Genomic DNA, 22,716 nt, shown 5'->3' with positions numbered 1-22,716 from the left:
CAGTGAAATTATGAAAATTCATTTCTTTGATTTTTTCATTATCAGTGGGCAAGGATATCGAAGTTACCGAAATTATCCCTGTTGGAAAGAAATTAACTTACAAAGCCTCTTGGATATCTGGACGAACATAACCGAATTGTGATAAAATTAAACATACTGAAAGTAATCAAAGGAACCTTTGATTATATATAAAATTTAAATCTAACAGAAAAGGGATAAAAGCCGTGTTTTCATTTGGAACTCATAATGTAGGAATTGACTTAGGTACGGCAAATACCTTAGTTTATATTGAAGGTAAAGGAATTGTATTACGTGAACCATCAGTTGTGGCCCGTAATACAAAGACAAACGAAATTGTTGCAGTAGGTCAAGAAGCTAAAGAAATGTTGGGGCGTACGCCTGTAACCATTAAAGCAATTCGTCCAATGCGTGACGGTGTGATTGCTGACTATGAAACAACAGTTGCAATGCTTAAGTACTATCTTGGTAAGGCCTTGGGGTCTTCACGTGGTAATAGTGCCAAGCCTTATGTCACAATTGGTGTGCCATCAGGTGTTACTGCGGTTGAACGTCGTGCGGTGATTGATGCTGCCCGAGTTGCCGGTGCACGTGATGCGTATGTGCTTGAAGAACCATTTGCGGCTGCTGTTGGGGCTGAACTACCGGTCTATGATCCAACCGGATCAATGGTAGCTGACCTTGGTGGTGGAACTTCTGATATCGCGACAATCTCACTTGGGGATATTGTGTCTTCTCGTTCAATTCGTATGGCCGGGGATACAATGGACGAAGCGATTATGAATTACATCCGACAAAACTACTCTGTCTTGATTGGTGAGCAAACTGCTGAACGTTTGAAGATTGAAATTGGATCTGCAGATATCGAAAAGGCAGAAGAAATGGGAGTGGGTACAGCTCGTGGCCGTGATTTGGTTACTGGTTTGCCTAAGACAATTGAAATTCCTGCTAAGGATATTGCAATTGCCATCAATGATGTTATCAACGAAGTCATTGTTGCCATTAAGGAAACTTTGGAAGAAACATCACCAGAAATTGCTGCTGATGTTATCGATCATGGTATCGTTCTAACTGGTGGTGGTGCGCTTCTTAAGCACATTGATTCTGTTATTGCTGAAGCAACTAAGGTTCCTGTCTTTGTTGCCCCAGAACCATTGGATGCTGTTGCACTTGGAACAGGTGAAGCACTTAAGTCCATTGATGTTTTGAAAAACAACTAAACGCTAATAATAATTGACGCCGCGCCAATTTCGGTGAGGCGTTCTTTATTATTGAGTGTCTTTAGTTAAGGTCGTTAAGAAAGGATCCTGCGCAATGAAGAAATTACTAACCTCACGACGCCTAGTGGTTTTAGTTGTGGTTGTTATGGTGACCGTGGGTGTGATTACTTTTAGTTCGCGTACGCGTACTTCCCAAGAAAAGCCAGCATTACCAATGCGTATTGTTTCAGATGTCTCAACCTGGGTCTCAGAAGTTATGACTTCACCGGTAAAAGCCGTTGGGAACACATATAGTGCGATGACACAAATGTTTGACGTTTATGAAGAAAATGAGCGTCTAAATAAGAAGGTTAATCAACTTGCAGCAACACAGGTTCAGTTACAAAACGAACAACACGAAAACAAAGCCTTAAAGAAGCAACTTAAAGTTGATAAGACTCTGACTGATTATAGTGTGGTTAATGCCACCGTTATTGCGCGTTCACCAAGTAATTGGCAATCACAATTAATTATTAATCGTGGTTCTAATGCAGGGTTGAAAAAGAGCATGTCAGTTATGGGTGCTGGTGGCATGATTGGGCGTATCTCTGAAGTGGATACGACAAGTGCCAAGGTGGAGTTATTGTCTGATAATAGTCAGACAGCGGATCGTTTTGCAATCCGTGTAACGAATAAAAACAATCAAACGGTTGATGGGATTGTCGCTAAGTTCGACCAAACCAAAAACCAAATTGTAATGAGTAAAATTACATCAAAGACCGATGTTAAGCCAGGTGATCCTGTTACAACAAGTGGATTGGGTGGTATTACACCGTCTGGTCTATACATTGGAAAAGTGAATAAGGTCGTTGAGTCTGATTATGGACTCACCCGCACGATTTATATTGACCCAGCTGTGGATTATAATAATATTCCAGTTGTCAGTGTGGCAATTCCTGAAAGCTAAAAAAACCGTACCCTTGGGTACGGTTTTTTTAATTGTAGTATTCAATAGGTCGATTGTTATCTGGTTGCAATTTACGATTATTCCCCTGATAGTACTGATGGAAGGTATCAAGTTCAGCTTGGCCAATTTCAATAGTATGGTCGAGCACATACCATTCCACATTCTCAGTTAGTGGAGGGGTGGTTAGTGAACCTAAGTAATGTAGATAAGTGCGTTCTTCTGGTAATAAATCACTTAATGTCACGGGGAACGCAGTTTGTGTATTGATATTTTCAAAAATGGTATGAAACGCAGCATTTGACGCGCCAAGCATGACAGGAACAGCCACAACTGCCATTTGGCCATCTCCAGCCAAATGGACAAAATGGAGTTCTGCGGTGGCTTGGACCCCGTCAATGACATGTTCACTCGGCGTGTGGAGATGCGCTTGTTGGACTTTGAATTGACGGTGGTTTAAGCGGGCGTGACCAGTGAGTCCAAATTCAATACTTGCGCCAGTATCACGAACATACGTGACACTGGGATCATAGTCTAGGACAATCGTTGAAAGATTGTCATCGGCAATCGCTTTTTGATGATTTAGGGCAATGGGAGACTGGTGCGTGCCAGTAATAAAGTCCCAATTTTCTTGCTGATCATAATTTAAATGTTGCATAACATTACCTCCATACGTTTTAGATTATCAAGTCAAAAGGGTAAGTGTCAAAATGAGTTTTTTTTAAAACATTAAAAAAAGCGCAACAAAATTCAACATGTTCAATGATGAACAAATAAAAAATACGATTAGAGAATAATAGCAACTTTTTAAAACCTTGCCATGTTAGGGTTCTGACATGAAATACCACTAAAAAAATATGAAAAGACACTTCCAATTCGGGGGCTCCATGATAGTATTAGTAAGGAAATTCACAATATATTATTTTTAAGGAGCTCTTATTATGAGTAGTACGACGCAAACAAAAGCACCAAGCAAATCAATGATTATCTTGGCTGCTGTGGTTGCCAACATTATTTGGGGAACCCCATTTAAGTTATTGAAGTTAATGTATGCCAGCATGGACGTTTCACGTGAGGCACTGGGAGACCGTTATATCGGTCAAGTGCTAACAATCGTGAGTGTCCGATTCTTGCTTGCTGGATTGTTGACACTTGCCGTGGCAATGATCATGCGCCAAAACATTGTTAAGATGTCTAAGATTCAACTCCGGAATGTGATTATCATGGGACTTGTCTCAACCGGATTTGCTTACTTCTTCTTCAACATTGGTAACGTTAATATTTCATCGACCATTAATTCAACGATTTTAGCCCAATCAACCATCTTCTTTACGGCTTTGCTAGCGAACTTCATCTACCCTGATGATAAGCTAACACCAATGAAGACATTGGGATTGATTATTGGATTTGCTGGTTTGATTATTTCACAATTGACGGGTGGCACATCAATCACTGACATGTTCCACTTCTCAATTACTGGTGAAGGATTCATGTTGATGTACGGTTTGATGGCTGCCTTTGGTACCATCTTAGCCAAGTATCTTGGCTCATCATTGAATGTGTTCGTGATGACGGGATGGAGCTTGGTGGTCGGTGCTGTCTTCTTGTTCGTTGTTGGAACGTTGATGGGTGGAAACCTTGCGACGGTTCACTGGACTAAGGAAGGAATCCTATTGCTAATCTTATTGGCTGCGTTTGCCGCAATTCCATTCACGCTTTGGAACTGGGCCGCAACTTGGGGTAAGCTTAGTGAAATCTCAGTCTTCAAGTTTATCATGCCAATTTCAGGTAGTTTGCTATCAGTTGCCTTCGGTGAGAGCTTTACAACATCATTGTTGATCGGATTAATTCTTGTCTGTGTCTCAATCATTATGTTGAACTTGCCAAGCAAGAAGCAATTACAAGCTAACTAAACAAAAAAGCTAATTCAGCTAGTGCGCACGCACTAAAACTGAATTAGCTTTTTTTATATATGATTCAGGTCGAGGCAAGGCATGCCTTAGCCCGGCGACGTGACTTGTCGATATTGTTTGGGGGTCATGCCGACTTTTTGTTTGAAGAGTTTATAGAAATACGATTTATCGGCGAAACCAACATTCTCTGAAACAATGTGAATACTTTCAGTTGAATGGGTCAGCAGCCATTTGGCACGCTCAATCTTCTTTTCCATGACGATTTCTTGAAAAGTCATATGGAAATTTTTACGAATCATTTTTGATGTGTAACTCGGACTGTAGCCTAATTCTTGGGCGAGGCTTTCCAAAGAGATACTCGTTAATTCACGATCAATTAATTGTAAAATATGCTGACTCGACTGACCGTTTGGTAAATGGGGGAGGTAATCGTCTAAGTTAGTCAACATCCAGAGAAAAATGGGGAAAATCATGGCATGTTGTCGGCTCAAAATGAATTTTGATAAGAAAAGTATTGAAAAATTCGCATCACTATCAGTGGGAATTTGAAGAATGAGGGGGTCGGTTTGTGCATTCAATAAGCCAAAATTGGCAAAAACATAATTTTCCATTTGACCATTGGATTGTGCGAAATAGTGGGCTTTCTCATTGATGAATTCACGCTTGATATAGATTGAGACAATCTTGGTATCCGAGGCGTGACTTTCATATTCAATATGGGTGTCAGCATTGGCAAAAATTAAATGGCCAGCAGTTAATTCATATTGTTGTTCCGGATCAAGCCAGGCGGTAACATGGCCTGATAAGACATAGAGAATACGGGGAAACTCAGCCCGAAAGTCAAGGTAGCTTTCTTGATGGGCATAAAAACAGGCACTAATAGAATCGGGTGCTTGGGTAAATTGCGTAATGAATTGAGTGATGTCTCGACTAGTTCTGAGGTAGTTGTTGTTATCATTTAAAAAAGCAAATAGATTTTGAATTTGTTTTTCTGATGGGTAATAATATGGCACGAGTCTTGTCCTAACCTAAAAAGAGATTACCACTAATGTAACATAAAAAGACACTTAATTCAGTGTCTTTATTCATACGGTTTTGCTATAATAGCTTAGAAAGATTTATAAAAAAATTATATTTAAACAATACTCGGAGGAAAGTTAGATGAAGATTGGTTTTATTGGAACTGGTAACATGTCAGGTGCCATCATTAAGGGAATCATTGATTCAAAGTTCGTTGATGCAAGTGATGTTTACCTTTATGACCGTAACGTTGATTTTGCTAAGTCACGTGCTGAAGGTTTTGGTGCAAACGCAACTAGCACAGCCACTGAATTAGCTGAAGCTGTTGATTACATTTTGTTGGGTGTTAAGCCACACATTATTCCAGCTGTTGTAAAAGAAATTAAAGATAGCTTGACTAAGAATGACAAGGTATTGATTTCAATTGCTGCTGGAACATCAACAGAATCAATCCTTAAGACGGTTGGTTTGGCTAACCTTGAACAATCAATTGTCCGTGTTATGCCTAACATGAACGTTATGGTTGGTGAAGGGGCTTCTGCGGTTGCTGGAAACGAAAATGCAACGCAAGAACAAGTTGAATTTGTTAAGGATATGTTCGGAACAATCGGTAAGTCATGGATCTTGGATGAACACTATTTCTCAGCCTTTACTGCAATTTCAGGAAGCATGCCTGCATATGTCTTCTTGTTCATTGATAGCATTGCGCGTGCCGGTGTTAAACATGGTTTGACGAAGGCAATGGCTGATGAAATTGCCACTCAAGCCGTTTTGGGAAGTGCCAAGACGCTTGAATCAACTGATGATTCAGCTTGGACAATGGTCGACAAGGTTAGTTCACCAGGTGGAACAACTGTTGCTGGTTTGCTCGAATTAATCGATGAAGGCTTCATTTCTGACGTTGTTGCTGGAATTGATGCAACTGTTGCTAAGGACATTGAACTTGGTAAGCAAAAGTAATTTATGATTAAGTTACAGAATTTATTCTGTAACTTTTTTATTTATATTTGACGTGCTTGGCGAAGGGCGCTATCCTTATAAATAGAAGCCACTCGGCAATGGAGAGTTATTATGTTGAAATATATTCGGACGACATGGTTACATGTGGTCATCGTCATGTTGGCAGTTTTTCTGGATGGAGGAATTGCGCAACAATTTGCAGGGGTCTTGTTTAAACTACCAATGTCTGCGAGCCCTTACATCACAATTCTAGCAATCTTAATGCCGATTCTTTCAGGAACGGTAAAGCAGATTGGTAACCGCTGGCTATATGGTACAGCGATTATTGCTGGTCTGTTATCCGACATCTTTTATGTGGGTGTTATTGGGATTGCAACGATTGGATTTCCAATTACAATTTGGTTGGCAAAGAAAATCCAACACTATCTGCCTGACACGATGGGATGGTCAATGGTGACTTGGTTCTTATCAATGTGTGCTTATCTTGTCTTTGATTACTTGGCATTTGGTATCATTAATTTGGCCAATATGGATGTGTTTAATTTTATTGTCTTCCATTTGTTCCCAACCATCATTTTAAACTTGATTTTCTACATTATTTTGTATGCCCCATTGAGTTATCTTTATCGGGTCACAAAGCAACCAGATATTTCAAGTTACAATACCGATCAGCGGGATTTGAATTCCGGAGTGCCAATTCGCACGCGGACTCGTTCACGACGACAATAGTTGACAAAAGAGTGATTGTCGTTTAAAGTAAGTTTCACATTAAAAATATCAAAAACAAAGAGCAAACGAGTAACCAACTAGTTATCAGCAGAGAGCCACGCAGAAGTTGTGAAGTGGTGTTAACTTGCGGTGAACCACACTTGCGATTCTGAATGCGGTTGTCGCCGTTATCGACTGTGCCAGGACCCTGGTACATGAGTACTAAGTAGTAATGCTTAGTTAAATTAGAGGTGGAACCGCGATTAGTCGCCCTCGAGTAAACAGTTAGTTTACTCGAGGGCTTTTTTTGTACCATGGAGGAGAAATGCATGCACTATATTTTAGAGATTATGCCAAGTTTACTAGATGGGTTAAAAATGACCCTTGGCGTTTTTGGGTTGACCTTGATTGGCGCCATTCCATTGGGGGTAGTGATTGCCCTAGCGATGCAATCTAAATTGGTTGTGCTTCGCTCAATCACGAATATGTATATCACTGTAATGCGGGGGACACCTTTGCTTTTGCAAATCGTGTTCGTATATTACGGATTAAGTTTGGCAAATATTGTGACCTTGCCAAGATTTGAAGCCGCTGTCTTCACATTTATTTTGAATTATGCTGCTTACTTTGCTGAAATTTTCCGTGGCGGCTTTCAATCTATTTCACAAGGACAGTATGATGGAGCACGTGTATTAGGCTTCTCAAAAGGGAAAACTTTACGCTACATTGTTTTACCCCAAGTGGTGAAGACAGTGATGCCTTCTGTTGGGAATGAAGTTATTAATCTCGTCAAAGATTCATCATTGGTTTATGTCATCGGTTTGGGTGACTTGATGCGGGCTGGAAATATTGCAGCAGCGCGTGATGTTAGTCTGGTGCCATACCTACTAGTAGGTGCGTTGTACTTGTGCTTAACAGTACTATTAACTTACGGCATGCGTTATATTGAAAAGCGAATGAACTATTATCGTTAGGAGACATTATGTTAGAAATTAAAAACTTATCAAAGCGTTATGGTGATCGGGTTGTCTTTAAGAACTTAAACTTAACGGTCGCGGATGGTGAAATCCTAACGATTATTGGACCATCAGGAATTGGGAAAACGACTTTTTTACGTATTTTGGCCGGGCTGACTCCTGCAGATTCAGGTACGATTACTTTAGATGGTAAGCCACTTGCCATTGATGGAACCCGTAGTGGCGCGGACGTTGGGGTTATTTTTCAAGATTTTAATTTATTCCCTCAATATTCAGTTGCTGAAAATATTGGACTTGCACCTAAACTTGTGGCGAAAAAGCCAGCACAAGCAGTAACTCAAGAAACTGAGCGACTCTTGGATGACATGGATTTGCAGAATCAACGTGACCAGTATCCTTTTCAATTATCGGGGGGACAAAAGCAAAGAGTTGCAATTGCGCGTGCTTTAGCGATGCAACCAGGACTTCTCGCATATGATGAGCCAACGTCAGGACTAGATGCCGCCTCAACGCAGCGTGTGACCGATGTGACGAAAGACTTACAGCAGCGTGGTGTGACACAACTCATTGTCACCCACGACTTACCTTTTGCCGAAGCCGTGCAAGGACGTCACTTTGATTTTGCAACCGATGTTGAACGTTAGAGGTGAGCATGATGCAGAATAAAAAAATCAAATTGCTTATCGGAAATGGTTTGGTCTTATTGATTCTAGCGTTGATTATTGGGGGCATTAGTTACCGGATGAATCACCGCCAAGATTCATGGCATACCTTACAGCAACGTAAAACGGTGGTGATTGGGATTGATGATACGTATGTGCCAATGGGGTTCCGTGATAAAAAAGGCCACCTGGTGGGCTATGACGTTGAATTAGCGCGAGCCGCTTTTAAACGGATGGGTCTAAAGCCGAAATTCCAAACGATTGACTGGTCGATGAACCAGACGGAATTGGCGACCGGGCACATTGATGTAATTTGGAATGGGTACACAATTAATGCTGAACGGAAGAAAAAGGTGGCTTTTTCTAAGCCTTATCATTCAGATCGATTAGTTTTGTTAACCAAAAAGGATGCACCAATCAAACAAGCTGCTGATATGATAAATAAAAATTTAGCCGTTCAGTCAGGATCTTCCGGCTATGATAGTTTGAATCAACAACCTCAATATTTGAAAAAATACTTGAATCGCAAAGTGATTCAATATGATACTTATGACAAGGCAATCAATGATTTACAAGTTGGTCGGGTTGATGCGGTGTTAATTGATCGTGATTATGCGAACTATTACTTAACGCATGAAAAGTTAAAAACGCCACTTCGAACAGTTCAGACCGGATTCCCACAGGATGAATACGGGGTGGGCTTTAGAAAAGAAGACAAGGTTTTGCGTGAACGCGTCAATCGAGAATTAACGGAATTGAAACAAAATGGCACAGAGGCCAAGTTAGCCCGGAAGTATTTTGGAACAGATAACTAAAAAAAGACGCACATCTTTAAGATGTGCGTCTTTTGATTTAGTCTACGGTTTTTTCAAAGACACAAAGGTCCTGACCAAAGAAATTGGTAAACTCTGTTAATTTTGTAAACCCTAAGCCTTCAACAACATGAATTGAAGCAGTGTTGTCGGCAAACATTTCCGCTTGTACGATGGCAGGACCATGCATGTGGCGGAATAAGACTTCCAGCGCTTGATGCATATAGCCATGATGTTCATAGGCTTCATCAAGGGAGTAGGCAAGACTATAGTGCGTTAAATCGTCTTCACCTTGGTCAAGTGCCCAATAGAGTGTGACTGACCCAATTAATTGATCATCCAATAAAATTTGGAAGAAGTAAGGTTGCTTTAGTGCTTCGGCAAAGCTGCTCTGTAAGGATGATTCAGAAACATCCATTTGAAGACCAGCTTGTGCTTTTGGTTGTTGCATGAGGTGTTTGTATGCTGCAAATTGGTCTGATTCCCAGGCCTTTAATTCAATTGTATTTAATACCATGATCCGTAAAATCCATTCATTTTGGCGAGAGTAGGGGCATATTGAACATAAAGGTGTTCAAAGAGTTCTAAGACGATGATTGCAAATAACCAGCCAGCTAAGACACCACTAAATTGTACATCGGGTTGAAATAAGTTGGCACAAAAGACGAGTATCCATAACAAAAGCATAACCAGGTGGAGACAACTGCGGCGCCAAGTTGATTGGATCTCGGGTCCAACAAAACTAGCAACGAAGGTGTAAATTAAAGTTGCCCAGAAAATACCGAATGCCGGAAACTGCATAGCATGATTAAAATTGGTGACTGGTAAAATAAAATCAACGATATGCAGTAGTATCCCACTAATGATGCTTGTTGTCATCAACCAAAACGCTGGAATCTTGTATTTAAACCCCCAAAGGAAGAAGGCAAGCAAGAAAATGACAAGGCAACTGCCCCAGCTATGGCTAAAGAAGAAAATAAAACTCAAAAAATAATGAAGCCAGTTTGGCAACAAGGTGAGTTGAAGTTGTGCGGTTAAATTGTCCAATACAGACAGTAAAGCAACGTGGCTGAAAACAGCCCAGATTAGGGCAATAAACCCAATACTACTTAAAATCAAGAGCCAACGTTGCGCATGATAGTTTCGTATTAACATATATCCATTCCTTAATTTTTTAGACTAATTCTAGTGTATACTAAAACACGGAGAAGCGTATAATCATTTGTGCAATATTTTAATTAAAAAATGTAGGGGGAGAATAAATGGTAACACAAACATTAATTATGTTGGTGACAGGTGTCGTTGCGGGTGCTTTAGGTTCAATTTTGGGGCTCGGGGGCGGTATTATCGTCACACCTGTGTTAACAATTTTTATGGGCTTGGATATCAAATATGCGGTCGGAGCAAGCATTATTGCGGTGATTGCAACGAGTTCAGGTTCAGCTGTTGCTTTTTTGAAAGATGATGTTTTAAATTTGCGTGTAGCAATGTTTTTGGAAATTTTCACGACCCTTGGTGCCTTACTTGGTGCGATTTTATCAGGATTTTTCCATGCAACGGTCTTGTATTTCTTATTTGGGGCTTTGTTGATTTTTCAAGCTTGGAATATGTGGCAAAAATTACGTGGTAGCAAAACTGAAACGGTGCTAGCCCAATCGGATCCATTGGCGGAAAAGCTTGAGTTAAATGGTGAGTACTATGACAAACAAGAAGGTAAGACTATTCAATATGGTTTGGAACATGTACCAGGTGGGGCAGCCGTGATGTTTGGTGCCGGAATTGCATCAGGTTTATTGGGAATCGGATCAGGTGCCTTTAAAGTGATGGCGATGGATGGCGTAATGAAAATGCCACTGAAGGCATCGTCTGCCACGTCTAACTTAATGATGGGCGTGACAGCGGCTGCATCTGCGACGGTTTATTTCTTTAATGGCATGATTAATCCGGTAATTGCGGTGCCGATGGCCTTAGGGATTTTAGGCGGTTCAACAATTGGATCACATGTGATGCAGTATTTGCCAGCACGGTTAATCCGAAAGATTTTTATTCCAGTGGTCTTGATTATGGCCCTCCAGTTAATTTTTAAAGGAATGGCGGTGTTCTAAACAATGGCTAAAGATATGAAACAAACTCAAGATGAAAAAAATTTGGCGCACATGGAAGTGTTGATTGGGCAAATTATGCGGATTGGTGTGGCGCTCGCTTTGGCAGCCATGTTAATTGGTTTTGTCTTGTTATGCTTAAATCCACATGCCAATACCCAACCATTCCCAACACGATTAAGCGGTATATGGCAGGGACTCATTACCTGGCAACCACTGGCCTGGATGATGTTTGGGTTACTATTGTTAATCTTTACACCAGTTTTGCGGGTAGTGGTTTCTATTTTTGCCTTTGCCAAGATCCACGATCATCTCTATGTTGCGATTACGACACTTGTCCTTTTGATTTTATGTGTGGCAATTGCATATGGATATCACGCACACTAAGGCTTGACGGCAACTCAAAATTAACTTAAACTATTTACAGCATAAAAAAGAAAATAGAGGTTGCAATCAACAAGAGTCACTGGCTAAATCGGCAGATTATGCGGTCAGTAAAAGGGGCGATTGCCGAAATGCACCGATTGGCGAATCGGGGTGTTGGTCCAGGTATTAAGAGTAACTGGACTGTCGTAATCAATGATTACGGGGAGCTATCAATTACTTGGCAAAAACACAGACGCCTAGTTTACGATGATAGTCGTAAACTAGGCTTTTCTTTTGCCAAACATTTGGGGCCTCAAAAAATTAGGAGGATTTTATGTCAAATGAAGCAAATGAAACAACTGGGTTAAAGCGAACGCTAAAAACCCGGCACCTTTCAATGATCGCCTTGGGTGGGACGATTGGAACAGGACTTTTCGTGACGTCCGGAGCAACGGTTGCTCAAGCTGGACCAATGGGGGCTTTGACCGCATACGCAGTGATGGGGTTGATGGTCTACTTTTTGATGACCAGTTTGGGTGAGATGGCAACGTATATGCCCGTTTCTGGATCATTTTCAACTTACGCCGATCGTTTTGTCGATCCTGCTTTTGGGTTTGCGATGGGGTGGAATTTTTGGTTGAACTGGGCGATTACCGTGGCGGTTGAAGCAGCCACAGTTGGGGTTGTGATGGGCTATTGGTTCCCGCATGTTCCGGGATGGACCTGGTCATTTGCCACGCTAGCATTGATTTTATTGATTAATTTATTATCAACCAAGACATATGGTGAAACTGAGTTTTGGATGGCAATGATTAAGGTGGTTGCGGTGATTGCATTCTTGATTGTCGGATTTGCGATGATTTTAGGCATCATGACCTATAAGCCGGATGTCGCACGTAACTTGTCCGTTGGTAATCATGGATTTGTGAATGGATTTAACGGTATCCTGGCGGTGCTTATGGTTGCTGGATTCTCTTTCCAAGGAACTGAATTTATCGGGATTACTGCTGGTGAATCTGAAACACCTGAAACCTCAGTCCCAACAGCGATTAAGCAAGTGTTCTGGCGTATTTTGTTGTTCTATATTGGTGCGATTTTTGTGATTGGCGCAATCATCTATTACAAGGATCCATCATTGTTGAGCGCAAGTGAGGATAACATTGCTGTATCACCATTCACGTTAGTCTTTGAACGGGCTGGATTGGCCAGTGCTGCTGCTGTGATGAACGCCGTTATTTTGACATCGGTCATTTCATCAGCAAACTCAGGTTTGTATACTTCTTCACGAATGCTTTACTCAATGGCGGAGGAAGGGATGGCACCAGGGTTCTTTAAGAAAATTAACCAGAAATCAGGTATTCCAACGCGTGCATTAGCTGTAACCATTATCGTCAGCACGTTAACTTTGGCAACGAGTTTATTTGGTAAAAATGTGTACCTATACTTGGTGGCCGCTTCTGGATTAACTGGGTTTATTACTTGGATTGGGATTGCAATTTGTGCTTACCGTTTCCGTCGGGCCTTTATTGCGCAAGGACACACGGTCTCTGAATTGCGTTACCATGCAAAATGGTTCCCAGTGGGCCCAATTCTGGCATTAATTATGTCAGTGATTGTTGTGGCTGGACAAGACTTGGCATCATTCCAGGGGCCAATTACACATTGGAATTGGCAAGCCATTATTACGACTTATCTGGCAATTCCCATTTTCCTAGCCCTATTTTTCTACTATAAAATTAAGCACCATACGAAGTTACGGTCATTGCAAGATGTTGATTTGAAAACTGACACACGACCTTTAAAATAAAATGAACTTAGCATACAGTTGCAAGAACTGTGTGCTTTTTTTATTGAAAAAAACGATTTACTTTCCCGACATTTATTCCGATCAAAACTTCTTTTAAAGTGGAAACGTTTACATAGAAAAAATAACGTGAATTTGTGTGTTAAAACACAAGAGAGTAGTGTACAATAATTATTGGATACAAAAGTATTGCTATCAAAAAACAAAGGAGATTTTTCAATAATGAAAAAGACCAAGATCGTTTCTACACTTGGACCTGCCAGTACCGATGTCGAAACAATTACAAACTTGTTAGAAGCTGGTGCTAATGTTACGCGTTTCAACTTCTCTCACGGAGATCATGAAGAACATTTGGGACGCATGAACGCTGTGCACGAAGCCGAAGCTAAGACAGGTAAGATTGCTGGTTTGCTATTGGACACAAAGGGTGCCGAAATCCGTACTACTGTTCAAAAGCCAGGTAAAATCGAATTTAACATCGGTGACGTCGTTCGTATTTCTATGGATGATTCACTAGAAGGAACTAAGGAAAAGATTGCTGTTACTTACCCTGGTTTGTTCGATGATGTTCATGTTGGTGGACACGTTTTGTTTGACGATGGAAAAATTGACATGCTTATCACTGATAAGGATGAAGCAAACCGCGAATTGGTAACTGTTGTTGAAAACCATGGTTTGTTGGGATCACGTAAGGGTGTTAACGCACCTGGTGTTTCAATCAACTTGCCAGGTATTACTGAAAAGGATGCTGATGATATCCGTTTTGGTTTGGCAAATGGCATCCAATTCATTGCTGCTTCATTCGTTCGTAAGCCTGAAGACGTTGAAGATATTCGCGTTTTGCTTAAGGAAGCGAACCGTGAAGATGTTATGATCTTCCCTAAGATTGAATCACAAGAAGGTATCGACAACTTCCCAGAAATCTTGAAGGTTTCTGATGGATTGATGATTGCTCGTGGAGACATGGGTGTCGAGATTCCACCTGAGAACGTGCCTTTGGTTCAAAAGGATTTGATCCGCATGATGAACGCTGCCGGAAAGCCTGTTATCACAGCTACTGACATGCTTGATTCAATGCAAGAAAACCCACGTCCTACACGTGCCGAAGCTTCTGACGTTGCCAACGCTGTGTTTGACGGAACTGATGCTACTATGCTTTCTGGTGAATCAGCTAACGGTGCATACCCAGTTGAAGCTGTTGCAACTATGGCTCGTATTGATGAAAAGGCTGAAACTGCTTTGCGTCAAAACGGTCGCCACAAGGATGATTATGTAACTGACGATGTTACAGAATCTGTTGCTGCTTCAGTTGCGAACGCTGCTAACAACTTGCCAGACGTTAAGGCCATCGTTGCTGCTACTAACTCAGGTTACACTGCAAAGATGATTTCAAAGTATCGTCCAGATGCTGATATCTTGGCTTTGACATTTGACGAAATGGTTCAACGTTCATTGACAATTTACTGGGGTGTACAACCAATCGTTGTTGACCCAGTAAACACAACTGACGAAATGATTGAACTTGCTAAGAAGCAAGCTGTTGAACAAGGATTGGCTGTTAAGGGTGACAAGATCATCGTTACTGCTGGTATCCCTGTTACAACTTCAGGAACAACTAACCTGTTCACAATCGTAACAGTTGACTAATATTTAACATTTAAAACACATGATACCATTGGTATCATGTGTTTTTTTGTTATCTAATGGCATGATTTTATGCTATTCTAATAGTACATAATAAATGAAATGAGGCGGGCTTATGAGTTGGCAAGAAGTTACCGTAACAACACAAAATGAAGCAGTCGAAGCCGTTAGTAATATTTTAATTGAAGCTGGGGCCGAAGGCGTGCAAATTGATGATGCGGATGATCGTGAACATTATGAAGCATCTGATGGCACCGTGACAATTGATTGGGAGACAGTACCAGGTGTCACACAGGGGGCCGAGGTGTCTGGCTATTTTCCAGCTGATGTGCATGTATCTGAATTGTTGGATGGCATTCGTGAACGGATTAAAGGCTTAAATGCGTTCGGTTTGAATGCTGCCCCAGGTACGGTGGTCCAAAAACCGGTTGAAGATGCCGAATGGGCGACTGAATGGCAAAAGTATTATCATCCAGTTCGCTTAACGCGTTATTTAACGGTGGTCCCAAAATGGGAAACGTATACACCAAAAATGCAAGATGAGCATGTTATTGTTTTGGATCCAGGAATGGCATTTGGAACGGGAACCCATCCAACGACAAAACTCATGTTGCAAGCGGAAGAGTATATCCTTCGTGGCGGGGAACGCTTGTTAGATGTTGGAACGGGTTCTGGGATTTTAAGTATTGCAGCCAAATATCTTGGTGCTCGTGAAGTTTTGGGAACTGATGTCGATGAAGTTGCCGTTAAATCAGCCCAAGGTAATTTAGATTTGAATCCTATTGCAGCGGATGTCAAAGTTCAAGTGAGCGATTTGCTGGCAGATGTTACTGAGCGTGATTTTGATGTGGTGGTGGCCAATATGTTAGCAGAAGTGCTATTGCCCCTAATTCCACAACTGCCTTCAGTCATTAAGCCAGGTACCCAAATCTTGCTTTCAGGAATTTATCAAGATAAGATTGATGCCATTCAATCAGCTTTGGCGGAACAAGGATTGCTAGTGGATCAAATTTTGCAGTTGGGTGAATGGTATGGTGTCATTGCGCACAACCCAACTGGTGAGGAGGCTTAGATGCAACGTTATTTTTTGGATGAAATGCCCCGAACCGAGACATTTATTTTGCCAGAAGATATTGCACACCATTTTGTGACGGTGCTACGCGCGCGAATTGATGATGAGGCTGAATTTGTTTTGCCGGATCGGCAAACGATTTGGATTGCTAAAGTCGCTGAATTGACGAATCAAAATGCCGTGATGCAAGTTGTGGCGACCATGACCCCTCAAGTAGAGTTGCCGGTAAAAGCAACCATAATCTTAGGGTTAAGTAAGGGTGATAAGCCGGATTACGTGGTGCAAAAAGCAACTGAATTAGGTGTACATGAAATTATTTTTGTTGAAACTGAGTGGTCAGTTGTTCACTGGGGAATGAAAAGTGATAAGAAGTTGGCCCGTTTGGAAAAAATTGCCAAGGGCGCCAGCGAGCAAAGTCACCGTCTTGAAATCCCAACACTACGGTATATTCCAAATTTACAAGCACTGGACTTACCAACAGATGCCCATAAAGTGGTGGCTTGGGAAGAAAGTGCTAAGCAGGGAGAACGTTCAGCTTTAGCGACAGTCTTTCATCAATTGAAGCCACAGAGTCACTTGGTGGGGCTTGTGGGTCCAGAAGGTGGGTTGTCTGAGGCTGAAATGGGGACGTTGTCACAGCAAGGGTTTATCCCAGTGGGGCTTGGTCCCAGAATTTTACGGGCAGAAACGGCTCCGTTATACTTATTGAGTGCGTTAAGCTATGCGCTTGAATTAAATTAGAGTGAGGAAAACAGCATGTCATATAAAAAAATGCTCAAATATTGGCCGTTTTTGGTTTTGAATCTGCTATTTGCATTCGGAATTCCTTTGGTCGTCAAAGTCAGTCACATCGCAACCCTTGTGAATGTTATTGGCATCCTATTTATCGTAAATGGGTTGTTTAGTATTTATATCGGTCGATATATTAAGCGACGTGGTGCATTTAAAGTCATGCTCTTGGTGTGGCCACTATTATTTGCCATCGCCGTTTGGTTAGGGTTAGAACCAAGTCTTTACGGTTATGCCTTTACGGCAATGTATTTGATTATTGAATGTTTAGCTTTCTTTGTGGGACAAAGCAATGATCTTGATTATGAGCAACAAATTCCGATTGATGAAGGTTATCACGGTATTAAGTAAGCATGAGCAGACGTCTTAGTCTGCTTTTTTTTGTGCCATAAATTTCATAACGAGTCGTGGTGGGGAATTTGTTTTTTTACCAAAACTTGAGACAAATTTTAAATCATGAAAAATCAGCTGAAAACGTTGGTTTAAAGCGTTTCTCTAACGGGAAACGCTTTTTTTTTAAAAAACGTGGTGGGGGATAGTGGAGAATGGTGGTGAATTGTGGTAAATTAATCATGTAAGATTATGTAAAAAAGGTGACTTGCGGTATTTGGCATGAAAGGAGGAATGAAGCGATGTTCATGGGTACATACCAACATACAGTTGATGCAAAAAATCGTTTAATCATTCCGGCCAAATTCCGTAATCAATTAGGGGATTCTTTTGTGGTCACACGATGGATGGAACATTCTATCCGTGCGTACACCCAAGATGGATGGGATGCCTTTTCTAAGCAAGTTCGCGCATTACCTGAGACAAATGCGAAAGCACGTCAATTTAAGCGCTTTGTTTTAGGGGGCGCACAAGAAGTTGAATTCGATAAGCAAGGGCGTATTACGCTGACAAAATCTCTTTGTGAATATGCACAACTTGAAAAAGATGCCACAGTTTTTGGGCTCGGTGAAGATTCATTTGAAATTTGGAGCACAGCTAACTGGCAAGCTTACGAAGAAAATGTTGCCGAAAACTTTGATGACATTGCTGATGGTTTGGAAGATCTCGGCATTTAAAACAAACAAAAAACGAAAAAGAAAGTACAGGGCTGCGGCATGGCGGAATTTGAACATACAACAGTATTATTGCATGAAGCAATTGATGGGTTAGCTGTTAAAGCTGACGGTACCTATGTGGATGCAACTTTGGGTGGTGGTGGCCACTCGAAGTTATTAGCAAGTCAACTCACGACAGGTAAATTGTATAGTTTTGACCAAGATGTCACGGCCATTACATATAATGAAGAACATCTTGCACCTGAGATAGCTGCTGGGAAAGTTGAACTCGTCCAAACGAATTTCCGTAATTTAACGGAAGCTTTGGCTGAACGCGGTGTGACAGGAATTGATGGGATTGTATATGATTTAGGTGTGTCATCACCACAATTCGATGATGGACAACGTGGATTTTCATACAATTATGATGCGCCGTTAGATATGCGGATGGATCAATCACAAACGCTCAACGCGCGAACCATCGTAAATGAATGGTCATTTCAAGATTTGATGCGCATCTTTTCACGGTATGGTGAAGAAAAGTTTTCAAAGCAAATCGCGCGTGCCATTGAACGAACACGTGAAGAAGCACCGATTGAAACGACATTTGAACTCGTTGAAGTCATTAAATCTGCCATTCCAGCACCTGCTCGACGTAAGGGTGGCCACCCAGCAAAAAAGACTTTCCAAGCAATTCGAATTGCGGTGAATGATGAATTAGGTGCCGTCGAAGATTCTCTTCAACAGGCATTAGATTTATTGAACGTCAATGGTCGCATTGCGGTCATTACGTTCCAATCGCTTGAGGATCGTTTGGTCAAGACGATGTTTAGAGAAAAAACCTCACTACCAGAAATTCCTTCAGGGTTGCCGGTTATTCCGGAAGAAATGGAACCTGATTTTAAATTAGTGAATCGTAAACCAATTGTGCCAAGTGACCTTGAAATGGATGAAAATCACCGGGCGCATTCCGCTAAGTTACGAATTATTGAACGCGTAAAATAAAGAAAGGATTGTATTATGGCGAACACAAATTATAATCATCAGCCGGTTGTTAATCCGACACCACAGACGCGACCTAAACGCAAAACCAAAAAATCAGTTAAACGTATTCCATTAGCGCGGCCAAAATGGAATTTCCTTGATTTAACGATGCTTGGGGCAACAATTTTAGTTGCCGTTTTTGGGGCTTTAATGGTCATTGGTGTCAGCAATCAAGGGGCTAAAGCGAACAGTCACTTAAATCAAGTAACAGCGCAACTCAATCAAGTTAAAAATGACAACAATGATTTACGTCAAGAAATTGGCACAGTGACGAGTAATGATAAGTTGAGTGAAGTTGCTAAGCAAGAAAGCCTTACAATGAATAATGACAATGTTAGGAATGTAAAATAAAATGGCACAAAAAAAGCGACACGGAATCTGGAAACAATTGGATAAAAATAGTCGATTAGCTGGCTTGGTTTTGTTGGCTTCAACGATGCTCGTGTTGCTTGTGTTGGGATATCGTTATGCACACATTGCTGTCACTAAAGATGTCAAAGGTCATCGACTCGATAAAGCAACGCAACAGATTTATCAAAGTCAAAGTATTGATGAAGCTAAGCGGGGTCAAATCTTTGATGTAAACGGCAATCCAATGGCTGAAAATACGACTTCTTATACAGTCGTGGCAGTCCTTGATAAATCACAGGTTGGTCCGAATGGTAAAAAAATGTATGTGACGCCAGGGCAAGACAAGCATGTCAGTTCAGTTTTGGCTAAAGAACTGGGTGGTAAAACGAGTACATACGAAAAAGCGTTGGCTGATGGTCGTAAATCCAAGCGGGACCAAGTTCAGTTTGGTTCAGCCGGAAGTCGGCTCGATGTGATGAAGTATAAACAATTAAAGAGTCAGCGTATTCCAGGACTGACATTTGTTGGGAGCCCAGCCCGATTCTATCCAAATGGGGTCGCTGCTGCTAACTTAATTGGGTTAGCAGGAAATGTTGACGACAAGAAAACTGGACTAACCGAACTCAAAGGGAATAGTGGGATTGAAGCCGGTTGGAATAAGAATCTAACTGGAAGGAACGGGATTAAGGCGTCAGCTGTTGATGAGACCGATGCCAATCGCGCGAAGTCAAAACCAGCTGTGAATGGTTCAGATGTTTATACAACCATCGATTCTAAGTTACAAGCGCAACTTGAAACGCGCATGGATGTGCTTAATGATACGATGGCACCAGAATCAGCTTTAGCAGTGGTTATGGATACACAAACTGGTGATATTGTGGCCTCAACACAGCGTCCAAGCTATAATGCGACAACTGGACAAGGCATTGGTGATTATTGGCAAAACGAATTAACGAATTCATTTGAACCTGGTTCGGTGATGAAGGGGATTACGTTAGCTGCTGCCATTGATACACATAACTGGAACCCGAATGCAACTTATCGATCAGGAACACTAAGTATTGACGGAAAGAATGTGACGGATTGGAACAATGGACAAGGTTGGGGTCAAATTAGTTATAATCGCGGGATTGGATTATCTTCCAATGTAGCGATGGCCTTAACTGAGCAAAAAATGGGTGCCAAAACCTGGCAGCGTTATATTCGTCATTTTGGTTTCTTGAAGTCAACTAAATCAGGTTTGCCACAAGAAAATATCGGAATGATGCAATTCCGCTATCCGTTTGAACAGGCGAATACAGCCTTTGGGCAAGCGATTGCAACAACGCCTCTGCAGATGATGCAGGCCTATACTGCAATTGCTGGGGACGGGACGATGATTAAACCCCATGTGGTTAGCAAGATTATTAATCCCAACACCCAAAAGGTTGTCTATGAAGCCAAACGTCAAAAGGTTGGTCAACCGATTAAACCCAAGACTGCGGCGGCGACCCGTAAGCAATTGGAAGCAGTTGTTTACAACAGCGATGGTCTTGGTCATGATTATGCCTTAGATGGCGTGCGGACGACGGGTAAGTCTGGAACTGCGCAGGTATCTACTTCGTCCGGTTATCAGAATGCACAAGACCCCACCCAAGAAATTCATTCTTGGATGGGGATGGCACCGGCAGACAAGCCCCGTTATATGATGTACATTGTGGTTAAAAAACCTAAAAAGGTGCCTGGGCAAGTCACTAAGCAAATGGCTGGGGTCTTTAAGCCGGTCATGACGCAAGCATTGCAGATGGCCAAAGGTGATAATAAAGATGTAAGTAGTCAAGCACAACTTACCCAAGTTCCTGATGTTAAGAATCAGAGTCAAAAGCAGGCTGTCAGCAAGATCAAGCAAGCGCATTTGGATCCACTCGTGATGGGTGATGGCGATAAAGTTATTGCACAAAGTCCAGCCGGTAAAACGGGGATGTTAAATCAGCAACGTGTGTTTATCAATACAGGTAAAAATATTGTTGTCCCTGATATGCATGGTTGGTCAAAGAATGATGTCATGATTTGGGCTGAGCTTGCAAAGATTAAGATTAATAGCAAGGGAAATGGTTTTGTGGCAACACAGTCAGTTGAAGGTGGTACCCGCCTAAATGAAGGCGTACATGAAATTACAATTGAGTTTAAAGAACCAAAGGTAGAATAGAGGAGTAGTTAAATGATGTGGATTGTTTTTGTTGGCCTGTTAGTTGGACTAGCAGCAACGTTGTTTGTTGTCCCAGCCCTGCGGGATTGGTTTAAGAAAAAGAAAATTGAACAATTAGTGATGCGATCAGGTGAAAATGAACCTGATCATGCGGCTAAGGCTGGAACACCTACGATGGGTGGGGCCGGGTTTATCGCGGTTGTCATTATTGGTTATGCCATTTTAGGTTTCTTCATGAAGGCTTATGATGTCACCGCTTTGGTTGTCCTATTGGCAATCTTCTTATATGCCGTTGTGGGTGGGTTTGATGATAGTATTAAAATCTTCAACCATCGCGATGAAGGGTTCCGCTTTTTACCAAAGTTGAGTGTTGAAATTTTGGCAGCCATCTTAGGTGTGGTGCTCTTGCACATGAGTGGCTTTGAATTTAGTTTGGCGATGCCATTTGGTTTGCCAACATTGCACAATGCCTTCTTCTACACGATTTTTGTCATTATTTGGCTAGTGGGTTGGTCAAATGCAACTAACTTAACCGATGGTTTGGATGGACTTGCCACAGGGCTTGCAATTATTGCTTATGGGTCATACCTTATTATTGCGATGCAACAAGCCAACTCAGGGGTCATGTTACTTGATGCCTTGATGATTGGGGCCCTAGTTGGCTTCTTCGTCTTTAATCACTATCCAGCAAGTATTTTCATGGGCGACACTGGTTCGCTTGCTTTAGGGGCTGGGTTAGCGATGAATGCGATTGTCTTGCATAAAGAATGGTCAATTTTGTTAATCGGAATTGTTTTCATGATTGATACCCTTTCTGTAATCATCCAAATCACATCATTCCGTTTGACAGGAAAGCGCATTTTCTTAATTACGCCAATTCACCACAGTGTTGAAAAAGGTGGTTTGACCGGAAATGTTGAAAAGCCATGGAACGAATGGCAAGTTGACTTCCTCTTCTGGGGAGTTGGTCTCCTTGGCTCAATCTTGTACTTTATTTTCTTTAATTAAACATTACGCTTGCAGGGGAATTAGCGCCCTGCATACATAAAATTATGAATTCCCGATTCGGGATGACCG

The 22,716-nt window shown here is 41.6% G+C and carries 24 protein-coding genes and 1 riboswitch; of the genes, 20 read left to right on the top strand and 4 right to left on the bottom strand.

Features of this window, described 5'->3' with window-relative positions:
* Window positions 1-224 precede the first annotated feature (224 nt).
* Both D3P96_RS05100 and mreC read left to right on the top strand, forming a co-directional pair.
* A complete protein-coding gene (locus D3P96_RS05100; protein ID WP_124943297.1) occupies window positions 225-1,238 on the top strand; it encodes a rod shape-determining protein in 1,014 nt (337 codons plus the stop codon).
* A gap of 94 nt (window positions 1,239-1,332) precedes the next feature.
* The gene (mreC, locus tag D3P96_RS05095; RefSeq protein ID WP_124943296.1) at window positions 1,333-2,184 is read left to right on the top strand and encodes a rod shape-determining protein MreC; all 852 of its coding nucleotides are present in this window, start codon (window positions 1,333-1,335) and stop codon (window positions 2,182-2,184) included.
* 28 nt (window positions 2,185-2,212) lie between these two features.
* Here mreC and D3P96_RS05090 read toward each other — a convergent pair whose 3' ends face one another.
* The gene (locus D3P96_RS05090; protein WP_124943295.1) at window positions 2,213-2,839 is read right to left on the bottom strand and encodes a carbonic anhydrase family protein; all 627 of its coding nucleotides are present in this window, start codon (window positions 2,837-2,839) and stop codon (window positions 2,213-2,215) included.
* 283 nt (window positions 2,840-3,122) lie between these two features.
* On the opposite strand from D3P96_RS05090, the gene D3P96_RS05085 reads away from it, so the two are divergent.
* Window positions 3,123-4,094 (top strand): DMT family transporter, encoded by a 972-nt coding sequence (locus D3P96_RS05085; protein ID WP_124943294.1) that lies wholly within the window; start codon window positions 3,123-3,125, stop codon window positions 4,092-4,094.
* Window positions 4,095-4,180: 86 nt separating this feature from the next.
* On the opposite strand, the gene D3P96_RS05080 is transcribed toward D3P96_RS05085, so the two are convergent.
* Window positions 4,181-5,107, bottom strand: coding sequence for a helix-turn-helix domain-containing protein (locus tag D3P96_RS05080; RefSeq protein ID WP_124943293.1), 927 nt, complete (start codon window positions 5,105-5,107; stop codon window positions 4,181-4,183).
* Between the two features lie 148 nt (window positions 5,108-5,255).
* Here D3P96_RS05080 and proC point away from each other — a divergent pair, with 148 nt between their 5' ends.
* The 5 genes from proC (at window position 5,256) to D3P96_RS05055 (ending at window position 9,236) form a co-directional block, all read left to right on the top strand.
* Window positions 5,256-6,074 (top strand): pyrroline-5-carboxylate reductase, encoded by an 819-nt coding sequence (proC, locus tag D3P96_RS05075; RefSeq protein ID WP_124943292.1) that lies wholly within the window; start codon window positions 5,256-5,258, stop codon window positions 6,072-6,074.
* A gap of 111 nt (window positions 6,075-6,185) precedes the next feature.
* Window positions 6,186-6,803 carry a rod shape-determining protein MreD gene (mreD, locus tag D3P96_RS05070; protein ID WP_124943291.1) on the top strand — a complete coding sequence of 206 codons (618 nt, stop codon included), beginning with the start codon at window positions 6,186-6,188 and terminating at the stop codon, window positions 6,801-6,803.
* Window positions 6,804-7,111: 308 nt separating this feature from the next.
* On the top strand, window positions 7,112-7,756 hold the full coding sequence (locus tag D3P96_RS05065) for an amino acid ABC transporter permease (RefSeq protein WP_124943290.1): 645 nt from the start codon (window positions 7,112-7,114) through the stop codon (window positions 7,754-7,756).
* Between the two features lie 8 nt (window positions 7,757-7,764).
* Window positions 7,765-8,403: an amino acid ABC transporter ATP-binding protein gene (locus tag D3P96_RS05060; RefSeq protein ID WP_124943289.1), complete on the top strand. Its 639-nt coding sequence runs from the start codon at window positions 7,765-7,767 to the stop codon at window positions 8,401-8,403.
* 8 nt (window positions 8,404-8,411) lie between these two features.
* The gene (locus D3P96_RS05055) at window positions 8,412-9,236 is read left to right on the top strand and encodes an amino acid ABC transporter substrate-binding protein (protein ID WP_348542186.1); all 825 of its coding nucleotides are present in this window, start codon (window positions 8,412-8,414) and stop codon (window positions 9,234-9,236) included.
* 37 nt (window positions 9,237-9,273) lie between these two features.
* Here D3P96_RS05055 and D3P96_RS05050 read toward each other — a convergent pair whose 3' ends face one another.
* Together D3P96_RS05050 and D3P96_RS05045 are read right to left on the bottom strand one after the other, a co-directional pair.
* Window positions 9,274-9,750: a GNAT family N-acetyltransferase gene (locus D3P96_RS05050; RefSeq protein WP_124943288.1), complete on the bottom strand. Its 477-nt coding sequence runs from the start codon at window positions 9,748-9,750 to the stop codon at window positions 9,274-9,276.
* Complete coding sequence (locus D3P96_RS05045; protein WP_124943287.1) at window positions 9,741-10,388, bottom strand: hypothetical protein; 648 nt, start codon at window positions 10,386-10,388, stop codon at window positions 9,741-9,743. The genes D3P96_RS05050 and D3P96_RS05045 overlap by 10 nt, the downstream gene beginning before the upstream one ends.
* Before the next feature lie 107 nt (window positions 10,389-10,495).
* Here D3P96_RS05045 and D3P96_RS05040 point away from each other — a divergent pair, with 107 nt between their 5' ends.
* The 12 genes from D3P96_RS05040 (at window position 10,496) to mraY (ending at window position 22,647) form a co-directional block, all read left to right on the top strand.
* On the top strand, window positions 10,496-11,338 hold the full coding sequence (locus D3P96_RS05040) for a sulfite exporter TauE/SafE family protein (protein WP_124943286.1): 843 nt from the start codon (window positions 10,496-10,498) through the stop codon (window positions 11,336-11,338).
* Between the two features lie 3 nt (window positions 11,339-11,341).
* Window positions 11,342-11,722 (top strand): DUF1634 domain-containing protein, encoded by a 381-nt coding sequence (locus D3P96_RS05035; protein WP_244919066.1) that lies wholly within the window; start codon window positions 11,342-11,344, stop codon window positions 11,720-11,722.
* Window positions 11,723-11,768: 46 nt separating this feature from the next.
* Window positions 11,769-11,939, top strand: a riboswitch (Lysine riboswitch).
* A gap of 96 nt (window positions 11,940-12,035) precedes the next feature.
* The gene (locus D3P96_RS05030; protein WP_124943285.1) at window positions 12,036-13,508 is read left to right on the top strand and encodes an amino acid permease; all 1,473 of its coding nucleotides are present in this window, start codon (window positions 12,036-12,038) and stop codon (window positions 13,506-13,508) included.
* A gap of 219 nt (window positions 13,509-13,727) precedes the next feature.
* The gene (gene pyk, locus D3P96_RS05025) at window positions 13,728-15,152 is read left to right on the top strand and encodes a pyruvate kinase (protein WP_112468399.1); all 1,425 of its coding nucleotides are present in this window, start codon (window positions 13,728-13,730) and stop codon (window positions 15,150-15,152) included.
* Window positions 15,153-15,264: 112 nt separating this feature from the next.
* Entirely contained in the window at window positions 15,265-16,221 is a 957-nt protein-coding gene (prmA, locus tag D3P96_RS05020) for a 50S ribosomal protein L11 methyltransferase (RefSeq protein WP_124943284.1), read from the top strand.
* Window positions 16,222-16,962 carry an RsmE family RNA methyltransferase gene (locus tag D3P96_RS05015; RefSeq protein ID WP_124943283.1) on the top strand — a complete coding sequence of 247 codons (741 nt, stop codon included), beginning with the start codon at window positions 16,222-16,224 and terminating at the stop codon, window positions 16,960-16,962.
* 15 nt (window positions 16,963-16,977) lie between these two features.
* A complete protein-coding gene (locus tag D3P96_RS05010) occupies window positions 16,978-17,361 on the top strand; it encodes a hypothetical protein (protein WP_124943282.1) in 384 nt (127 codons plus the stop codon).
* 281 nt (window positions 17,362-17,642) lie between these two features.
* On the top strand, window positions 17,643-18,077 hold the full coding sequence (gene mraZ / locus D3P96_RS05005; RefSeq protein WP_124943281.1) for a division/cell wall cluster transcriptional repressor MraZ: 435 nt from the start codon (window positions 17,643-17,645) through the stop codon (window positions 18,075-18,077).
* A gap of 39 nt (window positions 18,078-18,116) precedes the next feature.
* Window positions 18,117-19,061: a 16S rRNA (cytosine(1402)-N(4))-methyltransferase RsmH gene (gene rsmH / locus D3P96_RS05000; protein WP_124943280.1), complete on the top strand. Its 945-nt coding sequence runs from the start codon at window positions 18,117-18,119 to the stop codon at window positions 19,059-19,061.
* A gap of 15 nt (window positions 19,062-19,076) precedes the next feature.
* Window positions 19,077-19,451 carry a cell division protein FtsL gene (gene ftsL, locus D3P96_RS04995; protein ID WP_124943279.1) on the top strand — a complete coding sequence of 125 codons (375 nt, stop codon included), beginning with the start codon at window positions 19,077-19,079 and terminating at the stop codon, window positions 19,449-19,451.
* Window position 19,452: 1 nt separating this feature from the next.
* Window positions 19,453-21,639, top strand: coding sequence for a penicillin-binding protein (locus tag D3P96_RS04990; RefSeq protein WP_124943278.1), 2,187 nt, complete (start codon window positions 19,453-19,455; stop codon window positions 21,637-21,639).
* Window positions 21,640-21,651: 12 nt separating this feature from the next.
* Complete coding sequence (mraY, locus tag D3P96_RS04985; protein ID WP_244919065.1) at window positions 21,652-22,647, top strand: phospho-N-acetylmuramoyl-pentapeptide-transferase; 996 nt, start codon at window positions 21,652-21,654, stop codon at window positions 22,645-22,647.
* Window positions 22,648-22,716: the final 69 nt, after the last annotated feature.

This window comes from Weissella viridescens, assembly GCF_003862435.1.
GTDB lineage: Bacteria > Bacillota > Bacilli > Lactobacillales > Lactobacillaceae > Weissella > Weissella viridescens_A.
Note: the sequence above shows the minus strand (reverse complement) of the source record. Positions and strands in the feature narration are given on the sequence as shown.

What these genes read in the sequence shown, in the direction of transcription:
- mreC (WP_124943296.1), top strand. Translation starts at nt 1,333, where the DNA reads ATGAAGAAATTACTAACCTCACGACGCCTAGTGGTTTTAGTTGTGGTT.
- D3P96_RS05090 (WP_124943295.1), bottom strand. Translation starts at nt 2,839, where the DNA reads ATGCAACATTTAAATTATGATCAGCAAGAAAATTGGGACTTTATTACT.
- D3P96_RS05085 (WP_124943294.1), top strand. Translation starts at nt 3,123, where the DNA reads ATGAGTAGTACGACGCAAACAAAAGCACCAAGCAAATCAATGATTATC.
- proC (WP_124943292.1), top strand. Translation starts at nt 5,256, where the DNA reads ATGAAGATTGGTTTTATTGGAACTGGTAACATGTCAGGTGCCATCATT.
- mreD (WP_124943291.1), top strand. Translation starts at nt 6,186, where the DNA reads ATGTTGAAATATATTCGGACGACATGGTTACATGTGGTCATCGTCATG.
- D3P96_RS05065 (WP_124943290.1), top strand. Translation starts at nt 7,112, where the DNA reads ATGCACTATATTTTAGAGATTATGCCAAGTTTACTAGATGGGTTAAAA.
- D3P96_RS05060 (WP_124943289.1), top strand. Translation starts at nt 7,765, where the DNA reads ATGTTAGAAATTAAAAACTTATCAAAGCGTTATGGTGATCGGGTTGTC.
- D3P96_RS05055 (WP_348542186.1), top strand. Translation starts at nt 8,412, where the DNA reads ATGATGCAGAATAAAAAAATCAAATTGCTTATCGGAAATGGTTTGGTC.
- D3P96_RS05050 (WP_124943288.1), bottom strand. Translation starts at nt 9,750, where the DNA reads ATGGTATTAAATACAATTGAATTAAAGGCCTGGGAATCAGACCAATTT.
- D3P96_RS05045 (WP_124943287.1), bottom strand. Translation starts at nt 10,388, where the DNA reads ATGTTAATACGAAACTATCATGCGCAACGTTGGCTCTTGATTTTAAGT.
- D3P96_RS05040 (WP_124943286.1), top strand. Translation starts at nt 10,496, where the DNA reads ATGGTAACACAAACATTAATTATGTTGGTGACAGGTGTCGTTGCGGGT.
- D3P96_RS05035 (WP_244919066.1), top strand. Translation starts at nt 11,342, where the DNA reads ATGGCTAAAGATATGAAACAAACTCAAGATGAAAAAAATTTGGCGCAC.
- D3P96_RS05030 (WP_124943285.1), top strand. Translation starts at nt 12,036, where the DNA reads ATGTCAAATGAAGCAAATGAAACAACTGGGTTAAAGCGAACGCTAAAA.
- pyk (WP_112468399.1), top strand. Translation starts at nt 13,728, where the DNA reads ATGAAAAAGACCAAGATCGTTTCTACACTTGGACCTGCCAGTACCGAT.
- prmA (WP_124943284.1), top strand. Translation starts at nt 15,265, where the DNA reads ATGAGTTGGCAAGAAGTTACCGTAACAACACAAAATGAAGCAGTCGAA.
- D3P96_RS05015 (WP_124943283.1), top strand. Translation starts at nt 16,222, where the DNA reads ATGCAACGTTATTTTTTGGATGAAATGCCCCGAACCGAGACATTTATT.
- D3P96_RS05010 (WP_124943282.1), top strand. Translation starts at nt 16,978, where the DNA reads ATGTCATATAAAAAAATGCTCAAATATTGGCCGTTTTTGGTTTTGAAT.
- mraZ (WP_124943281.1), top strand. Translation starts at nt 17,643, where the DNA reads ATGTTCATGGGTACATACCAACATACAGTTGATGCAAAAAATCGTTTA.
- rsmH (WP_124943280.1), top strand. Translation starts at nt 18,117, where the DNA reads ATGGCGGAATTTGAACATACAACAGTATTATTGCATGAAGCAATTGAT.
- ftsL (WP_124943279.1), top strand. Translation starts at nt 19,077, where the DNA reads ATGGCGAACACAAATTATAATCATCAGCCGGTTGTTAATCCGACACCA.
- D3P96_RS04990 (WP_124943278.1), top strand. Translation starts at nt 19,453, where the DNA reads ATGGCACAAAAAAAGCGACACGGAATCTGGAAACAATTGGATAAAAAT.
- mraY (WP_244919065.1), top strand. Translation starts at nt 21,652, where the DNA reads ATGATGTGGATTGTTTTTGTTGGCCTGTTAGTTGGACTAGCAGCAACG.